This window comes from Serratia proteamaculans, from assembly GCF_004684015.1.
GTDB classification, from domain to species: Bacteria; Pseudomonadota; Gammaproteobacteria; order Enterobacterales; family Enterobacteriaceae; genus Serratia; species Serratia proteamaculans_F.
The window spans coordinates 37156-54309 of the sequence record NZ_SRIA01000013.1 but is presented as its reverse complement, the minus strand read 5'-3'; the positions used below and the strand labels follow the sequence as shown (position 1 = coordinate 54309).

19 protein-coding genes are annotated in these 17154 nt (G+C 53.4%); 12 read left to right on the top strand and 7 right to left on the bottom strand.

Going from position 1 to position 17154, the window contains the following annotated elements:
* Positions 1-17: 17 nt before the first annotated feature.
* From E5C26_RS09570 to yceD, 4 genes are read right to left on the bottom strand one after another with little or no spacing between them, the layout of a single operon-like run.
* Entirely contained in the window at positions 18-971 is a 954-nt protein-coding gene (locus tag E5C26_RS09570; RefSeq protein WP_135316085.1) for a beta-ketoacyl-ACP synthase III, read from the bottom strand.
* A 6-nt stretch (positions 972-977) separates the two neighbouring features.
* Positions 978-2012 carry a phosphate acyltransferase PlsX gene (gene plsX, locus E5C26_RS09565; RefSeq protein WP_012006328.1) on the bottom strand — a complete coding sequence of 345 codons (1035 nt, stop codon included), beginning with the start codon at positions 2010-2012 and terminating at the stop codon, positions 978-980.
* A gap of 11 nt (positions 2013-2023) precedes the next feature.
* Positions 2024-2191, bottom strand: coding sequence for a 50S ribosomal protein L32 (gene rpmF, locus E5C26_RS09560; RefSeq protein WP_012006327.1), 168 nt, complete (start codon positions 2189-2191; stop codon positions 2024-2026).
* Positions 2192-2207: 16 nt separating this feature from the next.
* Positions 2208-2729, bottom strand: coding sequence for a 23S rRNA accumulation protein YceD (gene yceD / locus E5C26_RS09555; RefSeq protein ID WP_012006326.1), 522 nt, complete (start codon positions 2727-2729; stop codon positions 2208-2210).
* 141 nt (positions 2730-2870) lie between these two features.
* On the opposite strand from yceD, the gene E5C26_RS09550 reads away from it, so the two are divergent.
* Entirely contained in the window at positions 2871-3452 is a 582-nt protein-coding gene (locus E5C26_RS09550) for a Maf family protein (RefSeq protein WP_135316084.1), read from the top strand.
* Positions 3453-3460: 8 nt separating this feature from the next.
* Here E5C26_RS09550 and rluC read toward each other — a convergent pair whose 3' ends face one another.
* Entirely contained in the window at positions 3461-4423 is a 963-nt protein-coding gene (gene rluC, locus E5C26_RS09545; protein ID WP_135316083.1) for a 23S rRNA pseudouridine(955/2504/2580) synthase RluC, read from the bottom strand.
* Positions 4424-4975: 552 nt separating this feature from the next.
* Here rluC and rne point away from each other — a divergent pair.
* Positions 4976-8344 (top strand): ribonuclease E, encoded by a 3369-nt coding sequence (gene rne / locus E5C26_RS09535; protein ID WP_135316082.1) that lies wholly within the window; start codon positions 4976-4978, stop codon positions 8342-8344.
* Positions 8345-8407: 63 nt separating this feature from the next.
* On the opposite strand, the gene E5C26_RS09530 is transcribed toward rne, so the two are convergent.
* Positions 8408-8695, bottom strand: coding sequence for a putative quinol monooxygenase (locus E5C26_RS09530; RefSeq protein ID WP_012006322.1), 288 nt, complete (start codon positions 8693-8695; stop codon positions 8408-8410).
* A gap of 224 nt (positions 8696-8919) precedes the next feature.
* Between E5C26_RS09530 and pyrC the strand changes: the two genes are divergently transcribed.
* The 8 genes from pyrC (at position 8920) to E5C26_RS09490 (ending at position 14483) form a co-directional block, all read left to right on the top strand.
* Positions 8920-9966 (top strand): dihydroorotase, encoded by a 1047-nt coding sequence (gene pyrC, locus E5C26_RS09525; RefSeq protein WP_135316081.1) that lies wholly within the window; start codon positions 8920-8922, stop codon positions 9964-9966.
* Positions 9967-10046: 80 nt separating this feature from the next.
* Positions 10047-10286, top strand: a complete 240-nt coding sequence (gene dinI, locus E5C26_RS09520) for a DNA damage-inducible protein I (RefSeq protein WP_135316080.1) — start codon at positions 10047-10049, stop codon at positions 10284-10286.
* 137 nt (positions 10287-10423) lie between these two features.
* Complete coding sequence (locus tag E5C26_RS09515; RefSeq protein ID WP_135316079.1) at positions 10424-10702, top strand: hypothetical protein; 279 nt, start codon at positions 10424-10426, stop codon at positions 10700-10702.
* A 197-nt stretch (positions 10703-10899) separates the two neighbouring features.
* Complete coding sequence (gene bssS, locus E5C26_RS09510; RefSeq protein ID WP_012006318.1) at positions 10900-11154, top strand: biofilm formation regulator BssS; 255 nt, start codon at positions 10900-10902, stop codon at positions 11152-11154.
* A gap of 143 nt (positions 11155-11297) precedes the next feature.
* A complete protein-coding gene (gene solA, locus E5C26_RS09505; RefSeq protein ID WP_135316078.1) occupies positions 11298-12413 on the top strand; it encodes an N-methyl-L-tryptophan oxidase in 1116 nt (371 codons plus the stop codon).
* A 225-nt stretch (positions 12414-12638) separates the two neighbouring features.
* A complete protein-coding gene (locus E5C26_RS09500; protein ID WP_135316077.1) occupies positions 12639-13265 on the top strand; it encodes a helix-turn-helix transcriptional regulator in 627 nt (208 codons plus the stop codon).
* Between the two features lie 120 nt (positions 13266-13385).
* Complete coding sequence (locus E5C26_RS09495; RefSeq protein ID WP_135316076.1) at positions 13386-13502, top strand: DUF2770 family protein; 117 nt, start codon at positions 13386-13388, stop codon at positions 13500-13502.
* A gap of 3 nt (positions 13503-13505) precedes the next feature.
* Positions 13506-14483 carry a zinc-dependent alcohol dehydrogenase family protein gene (locus E5C26_RS09490; protein ID WP_135316075.1) on the top strand — a complete coding sequence of 326 codons (978 nt, stop codon included), beginning with the start codon at positions 13506-13508 and terminating at the stop codon, positions 14481-14483.
* On the opposite strand, the gene E5C26_RS09485 is transcribed toward E5C26_RS09490, so the two are convergent.
* Positions 14470-15522: an AI-2E family transporter gene (locus E5C26_RS09485; protein WP_135316074.1), complete on the bottom strand. Its 1053-nt coding sequence runs from the start codon at positions 15520-15522 to the stop codon at positions 14470-14472. The two genes, E5C26_RS09490 and E5C26_RS09485, sit on opposite strands and share 14 nt — an antisense overlap.
* Before the next feature lie 424 nt (positions 15523-15946).
* Here E5C26_RS09485 and E5C26_RS09480 point away from each other — a divergent pair, with 424 nt between their 5' ends.
* Both E5C26_RS09480 and E5C26_RS09475 read left to right on the top strand, forming a co-directional pair.
* A complete protein-coding gene (locus tag E5C26_RS09480) occupies positions 15947-16501 on the top strand; it encodes a cytochrome b (protein ID WP_135316073.1) in 555 nt (184 codons plus the stop codon).
* A 23-nt stretch (positions 16502-16524) separates the two neighbouring features.
* Positions 16525-17103 (top strand): YceI family protein, encoded by a 579-nt coding sequence (locus tag E5C26_RS09475; protein ID WP_135316072.1) that lies wholly within the window; start codon positions 16525-16527, stop codon positions 17101-17103.
* The last annotated feature ends 51 nt before the right edge of the window (positions 17104-17154 follow it).

Sequence of the window (17154 nt, the reverse complement as noted above, 5' to 3'; positions counted from 1 at the left end):
TTTTTCTTCCTGTTATATCAGAAACGAACCAGCGCCGAGCCCCAGGTAAAGCCGCCGCCAAAGGCTTCCAGCAGCACCAGTTGGCCGCGTTGAATTCGCCCATCACGCACCGCTTCGTCGAGCGCTGCAGGGACCGAGGCGGCAGAGGTGTTACCGTGACGATCGAGCGTCACTACCACCTTATCCATCCCCATACCCAATTTTTTAGCCGTCGCGCTGATAATGCGCAAATTGGCCTGGTGCGGCACCAGCCAGTCCAGCGCGCTGCGGTCCAGATTATTGGCCTGCAGCGTTTCATCAACGATGTGAGCCAGTTCGGTAACCGCTACCTTGAAGACTTCATTACCCGCCATGGTGACATAGGCCGGCTTGTCCTGATCCTGACGATCCTTGAACGGCAGCGTCAACAGGCCGCCGTAGCTGCCGTCGGCGTGCAGATGGGTCGACATGATGCCCGGCTCTTCAGAAGCCCCCAACAGCACCGCGCCTGCACCATCACCAAACAGAATGATAGTACCGCGATCTTCCGGATCCAGCGTGCGTGACAACACGTCTGCGCCGATCACCAGAGCATGCTTCACCGCGCCGTTTTTAACATACTGATCGGCGACGCTCAACGCATAGGTGAAACCGGCACAGGCCGCAGCCAGATCGAAGGCCGCGCAGTCTTTGATGCCCAGCATCTGCTGCACCTGGCAGGCAGAACTTGGGAACGCGTGGCTCGAGGTGGTGGTAGCCACAACGATCAGCCCGATGTCTTCTTTAGCCACACCTGCCATTTCCAGCGCTTTTTCAGCAGCATGGAAGCCCATCGTCGCGACTGTTTCATCAGCGGCGGCAATACGGCGTTCACGGATACCCGTACGTGAGACGATCCACTCGTCAGAGGTATCCACCATTTTTTCTAGGTCAGCGTTGGTGCGCACTTGTACGGGTAAATAACTCCCCGTACCGAGAATCTTTGTATACATGTACGATCAGTCACTCTTAGGTAATACAGCTTCAAGGCGCGCAGCAATCCTGTCAGGGACTTGCCGCTGCACCGCCTGCACAGCCTGTTCGATTGCCACTGCAAACGCGTGTGGGTTTGCAGCGCCGTGGCTCTTGATTACGGTGCTGCGCAATCCTAACAGACATGCGCCATTATACTGGTCGGGGTTCAGGTGGCCGAACCGCTTTACCACCCGTTTTTGCAACCAACGGCCCAACAATTTTAACCACCACGCCTGCTTGCCACCGTCTCCGGATGATTTCAGCAGCGATAAAAAGACTCTTACCACCCCTTCCATGGTCTTCAGGGTGACGTTACCCACAAAGCCGTCGCAGACCAACACATCGGTTTTACCGGTGAGAAGATCGTTGCCTTCCAGGTAACCAATATAGTTGATTGCCGGAGTATTTTTTAGCACGGCGGCCGCTTCGCGGATATTATCCAGGCCTTTGGTTTCTTCTTCACCAATATTCAGCAGCGCCACGCGAGGTTGCGCAATCCCCACCACCTCTTCGGCCATCACCGCACCCATCACCGCGAACTGCACCAGCATGGTACTGTCGCATTCGACGTTGGCGCCCAGATCCAGCACCACGGTTTTGCCACCCAGCTGATTCGGGATCACCGTCATCAGCGCCGGCCGTTCAATACCGTCCAGCGGCTTGATCAGCATTTTCGCCAACCCCATCAACGCACCGGTATTCCCTGCGCTGACACAACCTTGCGCATCGCCGTTTTTAGTCAGTTCCAGCGCAATGCGCATGGAAGAACCGCGGCTGGCGCGTATCGCTTGTGAGGGTTTGGCGTCGCCGGCAATCACAGATTCAGCGGGCACAACTTGCAAACGTTCCAGAAGAACCGGATCGGCTTTGGCAAGTAAGGGAGAGAGGGTGTCGGGATTGCCGACCAGCAGAAGATGAAGCTGTAAATTAGAGGCCAGTGCCTGCAATGAAGCAGGCACTGTGACGCAGGGACCGAAGTCCCCGCCCATTGCATCTAACGCCAGGGTTAGACGAGTCAAGGTATCGCTACTTAGCCGATAACCTTGCGACCGCGGTAGAAACCGTCGGCAGTGATATGGTGACGCAGGTGAGTCTCGCCAGATGCTTTATCAACAGACAAAGTGGCGGTGGTCAGAGCATCGTGTGAACGACGCATGCCACGCTTGGAACGGGTTGGTTTATTTTGTTGTACGGCCATGGACCTTACTCCTTGATTACTTACGCTTTAAACTGGCTAATACGGCAAATGGATTTGGTTTCTCCGCCTCTTCAGGCAGTTTGCCAAACACCATATCCGCTTCGGACACTTCACAGTGTTCAGATTCATGTACCGGGACGACAGGCAGTGAAAGAATAATTTCGTCTTCAATCATTGCCAGCAGATCGACTTCGCCAAACTCATCGACTTCGATCGGCTCGTACGCTCCCGGTAATGCCTCAGCCTGCTCATCATTGACGACCGGGCTAAAACAATATGTTGTGTGAACATGATGTTCAAACGGAACTCCACAGCGTTGGCACATCAGCATTACCTGGACGTCCGCATGCCCTGTTATCACCGCGAGGCGCTGGTTATCAATATCAAAGGATAACGAGACCTCAACATCACTGTCCACACTGACCACAGAGGCGGCAACACGTGTAACCTGCTCAGGCGCATAGGAACCAACATAGTCCAGGCGTTTCTGAGCGGTACGTACCGCATCAATGGTCAAGGGTAATTTTACCTTTTGCATAGGGCGCGCATATTAACTTTGTAACGACTTAGAGTCAAAGAAAAAGGCCGTAAAACGGCACCTTTCACCAATATTCGCTTCCTCAGCGGCGGACAGTTTAAAATGACTACTCTATTTACGCTACGGTTTACGAAAAAAATTATGCAAAGACTCCTGCTTGCCTCCACCTCGACCTACCGCAAGATGCTTTTGGAAAAACTGCATCTGCCTTTTATCTGTGACGCTCCGCAGGTCGATGAAGCCCCACAGGCCGGGGAAACCGCCGAAGCGCTGGTGCTGCGACTGGCAACGGCGAAGGCCCAGGCATTAGCCGCCGCCTACCCCGACCACCTGATTATCGGCTCCGATCAGGTCTGCGTGATCGACGGTAAAATCACCGGGAAACCATACACCGAAGAAAATGCCCGCGCGCAATTGCGCCAGGCCAGCGGCCAAAGGGTCACTTTTTATACCGGCCTGGCGCTATACAACAGCCATAGCAAACACCTGCAGGTGCTTTGCGAACCTTTCCACGTGCACTTCCGTGCGCTGAGTGACGCTGAAATCGCCGCCTATATCCGCCTTGAGCAACCGCTCAACTGCGCAGGCAGCTTTAAAAGTGAAGGTTTGGGCATTGCGTTGTTCGAAAAACTGGAGGGACGGGATCCGAATGCGTTGATTGGCCTGCCGCTGATTGCGCTACTGGAGATGCTGCGGGCTGAAGGCATCAACCCGCTGGCATAAAATACGGTTTACTGCGGTTTGGACTGCTTGCGCAATACCTGCAGGCAGTGGCGCAACTCTGCGTCCATCGGTGCTTCAATGCGCATGGTTTCGCCGGTGCCCGGATGTTCGAAGCGTAACGCCGCGGCATGCAGGAACAAACGTTTGAGCCCGGTGCCCGCTAATTGGCGATCGAACTCACGATCGCCATAACGATCGTCAAAGGCGATTGGATGCCCGGCGTGCAGCGTGTGAACGCGGATCTGGTGAGTACGCCCGGTGATCGGGCTGGCCTTGACCAGCGTCGCATGCTCAAAACGCTCTTCCACCTTGAAACGGGTTTCCGATGGCTTGCCTTCACTGCTGACACGCACGATGCGTTCCCCGCTCTGCAGAATGTTTTTAAGCAACGGTGCCTGCACCGCTTTGCAATGCGACTGCCATTCACCGCGCACCAGCGCCAGATAATCCTTCTGCATCCCTTTCAGGCGCAGTTGCTCATGCAAGGATCGCAGCGCAGAACGTTTCTTCGCCACCAGCAGCACGCCCGAGGTATCGCGGTCCAAACGGTGAACCAACTCCAGGAAGCGGGCTTCCGGGCGCAACGCTCGCAGGGCCTCGATAACGCCAAAGCTCAGGCCGCTACCGCCATGCACCGCCGTGCCGGAAGGTTTATTCAGCAGCAGCAGGTGATCGTCTTCATACAGGATGCAATTGGCCAACGCGGCCACTTTATCCAGTTTGGCCGAGACCGGCGCCTCTTCACGCTCGGCAACGCGTACCGGCGGCACACGCACCACATCACCGGGCGCCAGCTTGTATTCCGCCTTGATGCGTCCTTTATTAACGCGCACCTCACCTTTGCGCACGATGCGATAAATCATGCTCTTCGGCACGCCTTTCAGGCGGGCAAGCAGAAAGTTGTCGATTCGCTGACCGGCTTCGTCGTCAGAAATCGTGATTAGTTGTACTGCAGGAATGTTCGTTTTCATGGGGCTGGATTCTAAATAGAGCGCGTAAATAGCGCCACTTCTTTTTATGTGCTTAACTGTCTCTCTGACTGCAGGCGAAATTCCAGCGGACAATAAGGCAGCAAGCCGGTTTGAACGTTTGCGATTTCTTCCGCAGTTAAGGAAAAGTCACCTTGCTATAACAGTATCAGCAGTGGAATAATGCGTTTACTTTCCACGTTGATTCTCGTTAAACAGGGAAAACTGTGGAATTATAAAATTTGTCTGATGGCACAAAAACGCAGCAATGGCGTAAGACGTAATGTGAAATCAAACAATTAGCGGGCTGCGGGTTGCAGCTTGGCCGGCAAACGGAATCAGATCTGTCGACGTAAATCAGAGGCTATTCCCCTAGTAAAAGTGCTGTTTTTCACAAAGAAATACAGGCTTACCGAGATAATGCGCCCCTATGCAGGCGACAACCGTGAGGTTGACGGCTTTGCGAGAAGACACGGGGTTTTCGGTTTTAATCCGGCCATGAGGTTATTTTGCCCGCAGCTTTGTCGATAATGTAAAAATAACGAGTAAGTTAAGATGAAAAGAATGTTGATTAACGCAACTCAGCAGGAAGAGTTGCGTGTTGCCTTGGTAGATGGACAGCGGCTGTATGATTTGGATATTGAAAGTCCGGGTCATGAACAGAAAAAAGCGAATATTTACAAAGGCAAAATCACTCGTATAGAACCAAGTCTTGAAGCAGCGTTCGTTGATTACGGCGCCGAACGACATGGTTTCCTCCCTCTTAAAGAAATCTCTCGCGAATATTTCCCAAGTAACTACTCTTCTCATGGTCGCCCAAACATCAAAGATGTGCTGCGCGAAGGCCAGGAAGTGATCGTTCAGGTTGATAAAGAAGAACGTGGTAACAAAGGCGCAGCCTTGACCACCTTCATCAGCCTGGCCGGCAGTTATCTGGTGCTGATGCCGAATAACCCACGTGCCGGTGGTATTTCACGCCGCATTGAGGGTGACGACCGCACCGAACTCAAAGAAGCCCTTTCTTCCCTGCAACTGCCTGATGGCATGGGTCTGATTGTTCGCACCGCCGGCGTGGGCAAATCTGCCGATGCGCTGCAGTGGGATCTGTCATTCCGCCTGAAGCACTGGGAAGCGATTAAAAAAGCCGCTGAAGGCCGCGCTGCGCCATTCCTGATCCATCAGGAAAGCAACGTTATCGTGCGTGCATTCCGCGACTATCTGCGCCCGGACATCGGCGAAATCCTGATCGACAACCCAAAAGTTCTCGATCTGGCCAAAGAGCACATCGCTGCCCTGGGCCGTCCAGATTTCAGCAGCAAGATTAAACTGTACAGCGGCGAAATCCCTCTGTTCAGCCACTATCAAATCGAATCCCAAATTGAATCCGCTTTCCAGCGTGAAGTTCGCCTGCCTTCCGGCGGTTCGATCGTTATCGACTCCACCGAAGCGCTGACCGCTATCGACATCAACTCCGCGCGGGCAACCCGCGGCGGCGATATCGAAGAGACTGCGTTCAACACCAACCTGGAAGCAGCCGACGAGATCGCTCGCCAGCTGCGTCTGCGTGACCTTGGCGGCCTGATCGTTATCGACTTTATCGATATGACCCCGGTTCGCCATCAACGTGAAGTGGAAAACCGTCTGCGTGACGCCGTTCGTCAGGACCGCGCGCGTATCCAAATCGGTCGCATTTCCCGTTTCGGCCTGCTTGAGATGTCGCGTCAGCGCCTCAGCCCATCACTGGGTGAATCCAGCCATCACGTCTGCCCGCGCTGTAACGGCACCGGCACCATCCGTGATAACGAATCGCTGGCACTTTCCATTCTTCGTTTGATTGAAGAAGAAGCGCTGAAAGAAAATACCAAAGAAGTTCACGCCATCGTGCCCGTTCAGGTTGCCTCTTACCTGCTGAACGAAAAACGTGAATCGGTGAGCGCGATCGAAAAACGTCAGGGTGGCGTGAAAGCGATCATCGTGCCGAACGATCAGATGCAAACCCCGCACTACTCGGTACTGCGCGTGCGCAAGGGCGAAGAAACGCCAACCCTGAGCTACCTGCTGCCGAAACTGCACGAAGAAGAGATGGCTCAGCCGCTGGAAGATGCCCCGATGGAGCGCAAGCGTCCGGAGCAACCGGCTCTGGCTTCGTTCTCCCTGGCTGCAGATGCTCCACCGCCGGCAGAAGAACCTGTTGTGGCTCAAGCTACCGTCGCCGCTACTGCGACCAAACAAGCTGCGCCAGCCGCTGCCAAGCCGGGCCTGTTGGGCCGTCTGTTCGGTGGTCTGAAAGCGCTGTTTGCCGGTGAAGAACAACCGGTTGTCGAAGCCAAACCTGTCGTTGAGGCGCCGAAGTCCGAAGGCAACGGTGAAAACCGCCGTCAGGATCGTCGTGGTCAGCGTCGTCAGGGCACTGGTCGTAAAGATCGTGGTGAGCGCGGAGAACGTGGTGAGCGTGGCGATCGTCCAGAACGTGGCGAGCGTAAAGAGCGCGGTGAAGGTCGTGATAATCGTGAGCCGCGTGAAAATCGCGAACCACGTGACAACCGCGAAGGCCGTGAAACACGTGAAGTGCGTGATGAGCAGCGTCGTAACCGTCGCAATGCGCCGCAGACTACTGCTGCCGTAACCGAAGAGCCACTGTCTGAAGAAGCCGCCAAGGCACAGCGTGAAGAGCAACAACAGCGCCGTGACCAACGTGCCGAGCGCCAGCGTCGTCGTCAGGAAGAGAAACGTCAGGCTCAGCAGGAAGTGGCTGCGCTGGAAAGCGTAGAAACCGCAACCCCTGCCAACGCCAGCGTTGACGAAGATCTCGAAGAACGTCAGATGCAGAACATGCAGCGTCGTCAGCGTCGTCCTCTGTCGCAGAAAGTTCGCGTGCTGTCTGCGGAAGAAGAACTGCATCGTGCAGCGGAAGAACTGCTGGCGCCAAAAGCACCGGTAGTGAAAGCCCAGGACGTGAAGCCGGCACAGGTTGAAGACAGCGTTAAACAGCTGCCGGAAACCCTTGAGGCGCAGAGCGAAGATGATGCACAGGACAACCGTGCTAATGGCGAAAACGGCATGCCACGCCGCTCACGTCGTTCTCCGCGCCACCTGCGTGTTAGCGGTCAACGTCGTCGCCGTTACCGTGACGAGCGTTACCCTACCCAGTCGCCAATGCCGCTGGCAGGGGCTTTCGCCTCTCCAGAAATGGCTTCCGGCAAGGTGTGGGTGAGTTACCCTGTCACACAAGCCGCGCAACTGATTGAAGAAGCAGAAGTTCAGGCCGAAGCTGTTGAAATCGCCACCGACAACGTCATGGCACAAGAAGCCGTTAGCGTAGCCGCTCCGGTTATTGCCCAAGCCGTTGCTCCGGTGACCGAACCAGAAGTTGTGACTCCGGCAGAAGAACCAGCCCAACCGGTTGTTGAAACCGCTGAGCCGGCAATCGCTGCCCAGGCAGAAGAAACCCCAACTGCAACGGTGGCTGAAGCGCCTGCAGTGGTCGAAGAAACCGCGGTGGTTGAAGCGGCACCGGTGGTAGAGGAAGCCCCTGTGGTTGAATCTGCCCCTGTGGTTGAAGAAACGCCAGTCGTTACGGCAGCAACCGTTGCTGAAGAAACTGTCGCTGAACCAGCCCCGGTGTTCGTTGAACCCGTCGTTGAAGCCGCACCAGTGCAGGAAGTTGCTGCCCCGGTAGTGGTCAAAGAAGAAGCGCCGGTTGTGCAACAACAGCCAGTGCCGGTGCCAGATGTGTTGTATAAACATATCGCCACTGCGCCAATGACCAAAGCGCCTGCGCCGGACTATGTACCGGAACAGCAGCAGCAAAGTGATTGGCAGCGCCCTTCCTTCAACTTCGAAGGCAAAGGTTCCGCGGGTGGTCATGCGGCGGCAAACCAGGCCACCGCACCGGCAACCAAACCGCAGCCGGTTAACGATTAAGTTAATCTGCACCGATAAAAAAACCCGCCAATTTGGCGGGTTTTTTATTGCCGACAAATCGGCTCAGGCAATTTTCTTCAACTGTTTGATATCCAGCGAGTCCAGCTTGCCCTCTAACTGGCTGACGAAATGCTTGAAATGCTCGGTGGCATTGTGTTTTTCCAGTGCCTCAGCGCTTGCCCAACGCTCAAAGAATACGAAGGTGCCTGGCTTTTCGAGATCGCGGTGCAAATCATATTGCAGATTACCCAGCTCCTGACGGCTTGGATCGATAATCGCATGCACCACATCACTGACGGCGGACACAAATTCAGGTTTCGCCTGTAAGGTGGCAATAACACGTACTTCCATTTCTCTCTCCCATTCCACATGATTAAGGTTGATTACCTGATAGTTATGACGCAGGTATCATTCAAATCCCTGTCACTATGCCCCCGATAGCCAATTGATTTCAACTTGCCGTGAACAAACAGATGCATCGCAAGCGCTTTACGCTTATCCTTACACCCCGGCGTGAATAACCCCCATTATTCGCTTTTACGTAGACCCGTTTCTAACCGCCGGAGCCTTGCAACATGACCGCACAACCTCAAGCCCTAAAAATTCGCCGCCCTGACGACTGGCACATCCATCTGCGCGATGACGACATGCTGAAAACGGTATTACCCTATACCAGTCAGGTCTTTGGCCGGGCGATTGTGATGCCGAACCTGGCTCCGCCGATTACTACCGTCGCCGCGGCTTGCGCTTATCGTGACCGTATTCTGGCAGCGGTCCCTCAGGGGCATGATTTCACCCCGCTGATGACCTGCTACCTGACCAATTCGCTGGATGCAGCCGAACTGGTCAACGGTTTTGAACAAGGCGTGTTCACCGCCGCCAAGCTGTACCCGGCCAATGCCACGACCAATTCCAGCCACGGCGTCAGCGATGTGAAAGGCATTTACCCGCTGTTCGAACAAATGCAGAAAATCGGCATGCCACTGTTGATTCACGGTGAAGTGACCGATGCTGCCGTTGATATTTTCGATCGCGAGGCTCGCTTTATTGAGCAGGTCATGGAGCCGATTCGTCAACAGTTCCCTGAACTGAAAATCGTCTTCGAGCACATCACCACCAAAGAGGCGGCTCAATACGTGCAGGAAGGCAATCGTTTCCTTGGCGCGACCATCACCCCGCAGCACCTGATGTTTAACCGCAACCACATGCTGGTTGGCGGCATCCGTCCGCACCTGTTCTGTCTGCCAATCCTTAAACGCAATATTCACCAGGACGCACTGCGTAAAGCCGTTGCCAGCGGTTCGGATCGCTTCTTCCTCGGCACCGACTCCGCACCTCATGCCAAACATCGCAAGGAATCAAGCTGCGGCTGCGCCGGCGTATTCAACGCCCCCAACGCGATCCCGGCTTACGCCAGCGTGTTCGAACAACTCGGTGCGTTGGAGCATCTGGAAGCCTTCTGCTCGTTGAACGGCCCACGTTTTTATGGCCTGCCGGTCAATACCGATTTCATCGAGCTGCAACGCGTAGCGACAACTCAGCCGGAAGAGATCGCCATGGGCAGCGAAACGGTCATTCCATTCCTGGCCGGAGAGAATCTGAGCTGGTCGGTGAAAGCATAATTATCTTTTTTTAATCCAGCCTCTTGCCCCCACGCACGGTTAACTGTATAAATATCCAGTAAATCGCTTCGGGGGCAATTATGCGTGTTGAAGTCACTATAGATAAAACCAAACCGCTACCGTCAGGGGCCATCGAAGCTCTGACCGGTGAGTTGAGCAAGCGAGTAAACCGCCTGTTTCCAGACACTGTGGTTCAGGTCCGTTATGCCGGTTCCAATGGGCTTTCGGTACTGGGCGGCCTGAAAACAGATAAAGATCTGATCACGGACATTCTCCAGGAAACCTGGGAAAGTGCTGACGATTGGTTTAGCGCAGAATAATACTGCAATGTAGTTTTTGCCGGGGGTCGCTCTCCGGCTTTTTTGTATTTGAAGCCCAGAGCAACGAGGCTTAATTTTCTGCTGGAAGAAAAGCCTTATCTGGTCTGTACTGAATGCTTTAACAGGAGGTATTTAAGATGGCCCCGGACAAGGTAAAAACCGAAGAAGCGATGACTTTTGGCGAACTGCTGGCACTGATTGCCGACCAAAAACGACGTTTGAGCGTGCTGGAAGTGGCATTTTCCTATCTGGCTTTTGGTCTGGATGACAAAGCCAATCAATTGTTAATTCACAGTTTGAAGCTGGAATCGCAAAATCAAAATCGTGATGCCGAAACCCAGCAACACTTTGCCCATCTGGCCCTCGAACTGGAAAAACGATTGCACAGTGTTCCACTCCCCCCTGATGTTGAATAAATGTAATGTCACCGTTCTCATGATTTGCGTGCCGATATGTCGAATAATCACTCAAATAAATAATTATTTTGCAAAAGAAAGCAGGAAACTCTCCACCACTGTAGCCAGATGCGTATACTGTAATTGCTCACATGATGATGAGCCGCATTGATCCTCGTTAGTCACTCACGGTAGTCACTACTCAATAAGGGGTCTTTATGGACAGAAATGATGAAGTAATTCAGACACACCCGCTTGTTGGTTGGGATATCAGTACTGTCGACGCTTATGACGCCATGATGATACGCCTTCATTACCTGTCTTCACGAGATCAGACACCCGAAGATGCCCAAGTAGACAGAACGCTTTGGCTAACCACAGATGTCGCACGTCAATTAATAAATATCTTAGAAGCCGGCATCGCCAAGATTGAAGCAACGGATTACCAGGACCTTGACCGTAAAAAGCACTAATTCACTGTACCAAAATGCCTAAGGCGCCAGCGATTATCTCTGGCGCCTTTTTCTTTGTCTGCGAACGGCACAACGGGTGCATTGCGGCAGCCAACCTTTTATCATAATGAAATAAGCAACGTATAACAGAGAGGGTATGGCACGTGGAATATGACTTAATTGTTGTGGGCAGCGGTTCGGTAGGCGCAGCGGCAGGTTACTATGCGACACGGGCCGGCCTGAAAGTATTAATGATCGACAGCGCCATGCCCCCGCACCGCAACGGTAGCCACCACGGCGATACCCGCATCATCCGCCATGCCTACGGTGAAGGCGAAAGATATGTGCCGATGATCCTGCGCGCCCAGGCCTTATGGAACGCCCTGATTAAACAAACCGGCGAAGAACTGTTCCAGGACTGCGGCGTTCTGAATATGGGGCCACAGGATTCTGAATTTATCAACAACGCCCAATACAGCGCGCAAAAATTCCGCCTCAATACGCAAAACCTTAGCGCAGAACAGATTAACCAGCGCTGGCCGGAATTCAACGCACCGGAAGGCTACGTGGGGGTGTTTGAGCCTGACGCCGGGTTCCTGTGCTCGGAGCAGGCCGTTGCCAGCTTCATCAAACTGGCTAAAGATGCGGGCTGCGGCCAGTTGTTTAATTGCCCGGTTAGCGCCGTCCAGCCGATTGACGGCGGTGTGGAAGTCGTCACCCCCGAAGGTCGCTTTCAGGGACGTAAAGCCGTGGTCACCACGGGGACCTGGGTAAAAGCCCTGCTGCCGGAGTTACCCATCGCCCCACTACGCAAGGTGTTTTCCTGGCATCAGGCGGATGGCCGTTACAGCGTCAACAATCATTTCCCGGCATTTACCGTCGAAGCGCAGGACGGCAACCATTATTATGGTTTCCCGGCCGATAACGACGGATTGAAAGTAGGCAAACACGATGGTGGCCAACCGATGGAAACCCCGGAACAGCGCAAGCCTTTTGGCAGTTTCACCAGCGATGGCACCGAGGTCTTCCAGTTCCTGCGCCAATTCTTACCGGGTGTAGGGGTATGTTTACACGGTGAAGCATGCAGTTATGATATGAGTCCAGATGAAGATTTCATTATCGACACCCTGCCAGGTTGCGATCGCTTAATGGTCATCAGCGGCCTGAGCGGCCATGGTTTCAAGTTTGCCAGTGTGTTAGGTGAGATCGCCGCACTGTTTGCTGAAGATAAAACCCCACCGGTGGACATCACTCCTTTCTCACTGAAACGCTTTAATTAACCCCTTCTTGCTGATTTAAATCGCAGCCGCCAACTCGCCGGGCTGCGGTTTAGCCTTTAGTTACATAACGAAACCATCATAGTAATCTGAAATCTATCGTGAAAAATATTTCAACGGAAATTTCTGGCGCAAGTATCCGGATTTCCGAATTGATCCCCTGTGGTGTAAGTTCTATTTTACAGCTGATATGCCCCTGCTAACTCTTCGAACAACAAGGACGTGACCATGAAACTGCTTGTCGTGGACGAATGCTGCTTCACTCGGGTCGGGATCGATAACTATTTTACTGATAATGTTTTCACCCAGATAAAATGTTGCCACAGCCTGGAACAAGCGACTCCGCTGCTGGATCACTACCAACCGAGCCATATCCTGGTAAACCTGACCAAACATTGCCGTCATAGTGAGGATGATGCCCAGCTCCAGGCCTTTATTGAGGCGACCTCATCCGCACTGCTGTTTATTTATCTGGACACCCCCTACCCCTACAGCGAAACGCCAATGCGCATCGCCGACCATGCTTTTCTGTTCAATAAAGCCACGTTGCCCGTGACGCTACGAATGATGCGGGAAAAACCGGTGTCACTGATGGATAGCAATGTTGAACACTCGTTGTTCAGCCCGCAGGAACTGACGGTGATGAAGCACTGGATGGCAGAAATGCCTAATTACCGCATCGCAAAAAAGCTGCAAATCAGCTCGCACACCGTCTATGTTCACAAGCGTCATATCACAGAGAAAATCAACGCCCGTAACCGGCTGGAATTTTATTCGCTGTATAACGTGCTGCGTTACTTCTATCCGCCAGCGGTTCCTGCCAGCCCGATGTCACTGTCCCTACTGGCGGTATGATCAAAGTAGGCCGATTTTAGCGGTGAAATTGGCCTATCTACACGCTTTACTCTATCGGCAGTATTAACGCCGCCCACAAAAATCTATACTCTGCCAGTCCCTATCTTTTGGCTGCTGAGAATGCTAAACAAAATACTGTCGGCGATCGTCAACAACGTACGCGAACATCTGGTGTTGTATCTCTGCCTGTGGCTGGTGTTGTTAGCGCTGGACGTCTATTTCTTCTTTATGCCTTAACTCATGTCACCCACGTTCCCTCGTTTGTGCTTCCACCATTTTGGCTGCCCGGAGCAGGTCATTGCCCTGGAACATACCGACCTTCCCAGATTGCAATCCGATCAGCTGCTGTTGCAGATGCGCTATGCGCCTATCAATCCCTCCGACCTGATCCCGATACATGGCCAGTATGCGCACCGTATCGCCTTGCCTCAGGTTCCCGGTTACGAAGGTGTTGGTGTCGTAACAGATCCGCGCGGCCAGTCAACCGGCAGACGTGCGCTGGCAGTGATGGGGGATGGCAGTTGGCAAACCTTCATCACACTCGACCGCGACAGGGTTATTTGGCTACCGGACGATATTGATGATGTCAGCGCGGCGCAAATCTACATCAATCCACTCACCTGCTGGGTAATACTGACGCAATGGCTGCCGCTAGCGGCTGGTGACATTCTGCTGATTAACGGCGGAGGGTCGGCGATTAGTCTGTTGTTCTGCCAATTGGCTGCCTTGCGCGGGGTTAAATTGGCCGTGGTGGTACGTAACACAGCCCATCGCCAGGCGCTGCTAAATGCCGGGGCCTGGCGGGTCTTTGAAGAAAGTCTGCTCCGGCAATATGACCTGCGGCAACTCACCGGTCATGCCGCACGCGCGGCGATCGACTGCGTGGGCGGGGAAAGCGGTCTGAATACGGCACGTTCAGTCGGCGCCGGCGGCGACTTTGTTGCCCTGGGTCTACTCGGCAACCAACAGGTTGACTGGCAGCACATTGCCCATCAACTGCAGTTACACACCTCACTGTTCCATCTGCGTAAATGGAATGCGCAGGCAACCTCGGCTCAATGGCAGGCAGCGTTCCAACAACTTTTCCACCTGGTGCGGCGTGGCCAATTGGAGTTACGTCCCCCGGCTGCCATCTACCCGTTGCGGCACTATAAACTGGCGCTGCAACATGCCGCCGATGGCAAAACGCAGGGGAAAGTTTTCTTTACTCCGGAGTAGCCGGTTTGCTCGGCTGACCATCACCGAGAATCACCGCCAATTTATGCCCGCCTTCTGTGGCTTCCAGCGCGATACGGGTAATAATGGTCAGCGGCACCGACAACAACATCCCTACCGGCCCCATCAGCCACCCCCAGAAGATCAATGACAGGAACACCACCAGCGTCGATAGCCCCAGTCCGCGCCCCATGACTCTTGGCTCCAGCATATTGCCAATCACCAAGTTGATAGTGACGAAGCCGGCAGCCACCATCAAAGCATCGCCAAAACCGTTAAACAACAGAGCCTGAATCAACGGCGGAACGGCGGCAAGTACCGAGCCAATATTCGGGATATAGTTCAGCAGAAATGCCAGCAGCCCCCAGATAAAGGCAAAACGCACATCAATAGCGGCCAGGAAAGCCCAGGCAATGATGCCGGTCGCCAGACTGATCGCCGTTTTGATCAGCAGATAGCGGGTGACACCGTCCAGCGCACGCTGGATGTTGGCAATACCTTCGCTGGGTTTATCCAGCGCCTGCTGCAATTTATATGGCAACAGTTGGACTTCAAACAGCATAAATACCACAGTCATCAGCAACAGGAAGATATTGGTCATGGCACCGGAAAAACGACTCAGCAGGCGAGTAATCAAATTCATTGCCGCGCTGGGGTCGACATACTGCAACATGGCCTCGGTGGAAATGGTGATTTTGAAGCGGTCAGCGAAGTGCTGCAGCTCGCTCAGTTTCTCCAGCATCAAGCCGCGGTACTGTGGCAATGAACGTGCAAATTCGTTCAGCGTCGCGCCCAACACACCGATAAACAGCATCAGCAATACCACCACGACCACTACCAGCAGGGTCACGCCCAGCACTCGCGGTATCCGCCAGCGCTCAAGCTGCGTTACCAGGGGATTGAGTACCATAGCGAGGAACAGCGCCAGCAGGAATGGCACCACAACATCCACTGCCGCTTTGACACCGGCAAGAATAATCACCAACATCGCCAGCATAATTGCCAGGCGCAGGCTGCGATCGGTCAACAGAGTTCGGCCCATACATTCCCTTTGCGTTAATAACACTGGCCCAGAGGGCCAGCAGATGAATGTTATGTTAGCAAATTCTGCACTCAGGCCGCAGGGCTATTACTGTACGAATAAAAATCTTGCTTTACCAAATCTCGGCTGGAAATAATCGATAATCTTGACTAGGATTTATTTGTTAAAAAAAACCATTGAATTTACGCAACCTGACAAAATCTGACATTAATATATAAAGTCTTTTATTTTCAATCGATAACATGAAAATAATATGCATCATTCAGTAATCACTCCAACGATTTCACTGATTGACTTAGCGTCATATCAGCCAAATTCTCTGATTAATATTATTAAGAAGTAACATAGTTAAATTTATTATTGATTTTATGTTTCTTAAAGTTTAATTATTGCAGCCGGATAATGAGGAAAGTAAGGAAACAGGATGCTTTGGAAAAATACCGCCAACCGCTTTGGTCATATTTCAGTGCTGATCCACTGGCTGGTTGCCCTGACGGTGTACGGCATGTTTGCCCTGGGCCTCTGGATGGTCACACTGGGATATTACGATGTCTGGTATCACCAGGCACCGGAGATTCATAAAAGCATCGGCACACTGCTGTTTATCGTCATGGTGGTACGAGTGGTTTGGCGTTTCGTTTCACCGCCACCCAAACCTTTAGCCAGCTACAGTCGCTTTACTCACGTAAGCGCGATCCTCGCTCATCTGGCGCTGTATGTTGTGCTGTTCAGCATCCTGATCAGTGGCTACCTGATTTCGACCGCCGATGGTCAACCGATCAGCGTTTTCGGCTGGTTCGATGTCCCCGCTACCGTCACCGGTATGGCGGAACAGGCCGATACGGCCGGTACCACTCACCTTTACCTGGCCTGGGTCGTGGTAGTGCTTTCAATACTGCACGGTCTGGCTGCGCTTAAACATCACTTTGTTGATCGTGATGTTACTTTGAAACGGATGCTGGGTCGCAGCGCCGATTAACCTTTGGATTTATGGAGATTGCCATGTTGAAGAAAACCGTACTGGGCCTGACCGCAGGCGCACTGCTGCTGAGCGCCGGTTCCGCGCTGGCTGCCGACTACAAGATTGACAAGCAGGGTCAGCACGCCTTTATCGAGTTCCGCATCCAGCACCTGGGTTACAGCTGGCTGTACGGCACCTTCAAGGATTTTGACGGTGGCTTCACCTTCGACGAAAAAGATCCGTCCAAGGACAAGGTTAATGTCACCATCAACACCGCCAGCGTCGATACCAACCACGCTGAGCGTGACAAACACCTGCGCAGCGCCGAGTTCCTGAATGTAGACAAGAACAAACAGGCCACGTTTGAATCCACCGAGGTGAAAAAGAACGGTGAAGGCTATGCAGTGGTCGGTAACCTGACGCTGAACGGCGTAACCAAGCCCGTCACGCTGGACGCCAAACTGATTGGCCAGGGTAACGATCCATGGGGCGGCTACCGTGCCGGCTTTGAAGCCAACGGCAAAATCAAGTTGAAAGACTTTGGTATCACTACCGATCTCGGCCCGGCATCGCAGGATGTGGAGCTGATTATTTCGGTGGAAGGCGTTCGCGCGAAGTAATTATTCTTCATCGCAAAAGTCATACCGGCGCCGTCTTTAAGACAGCGCCGG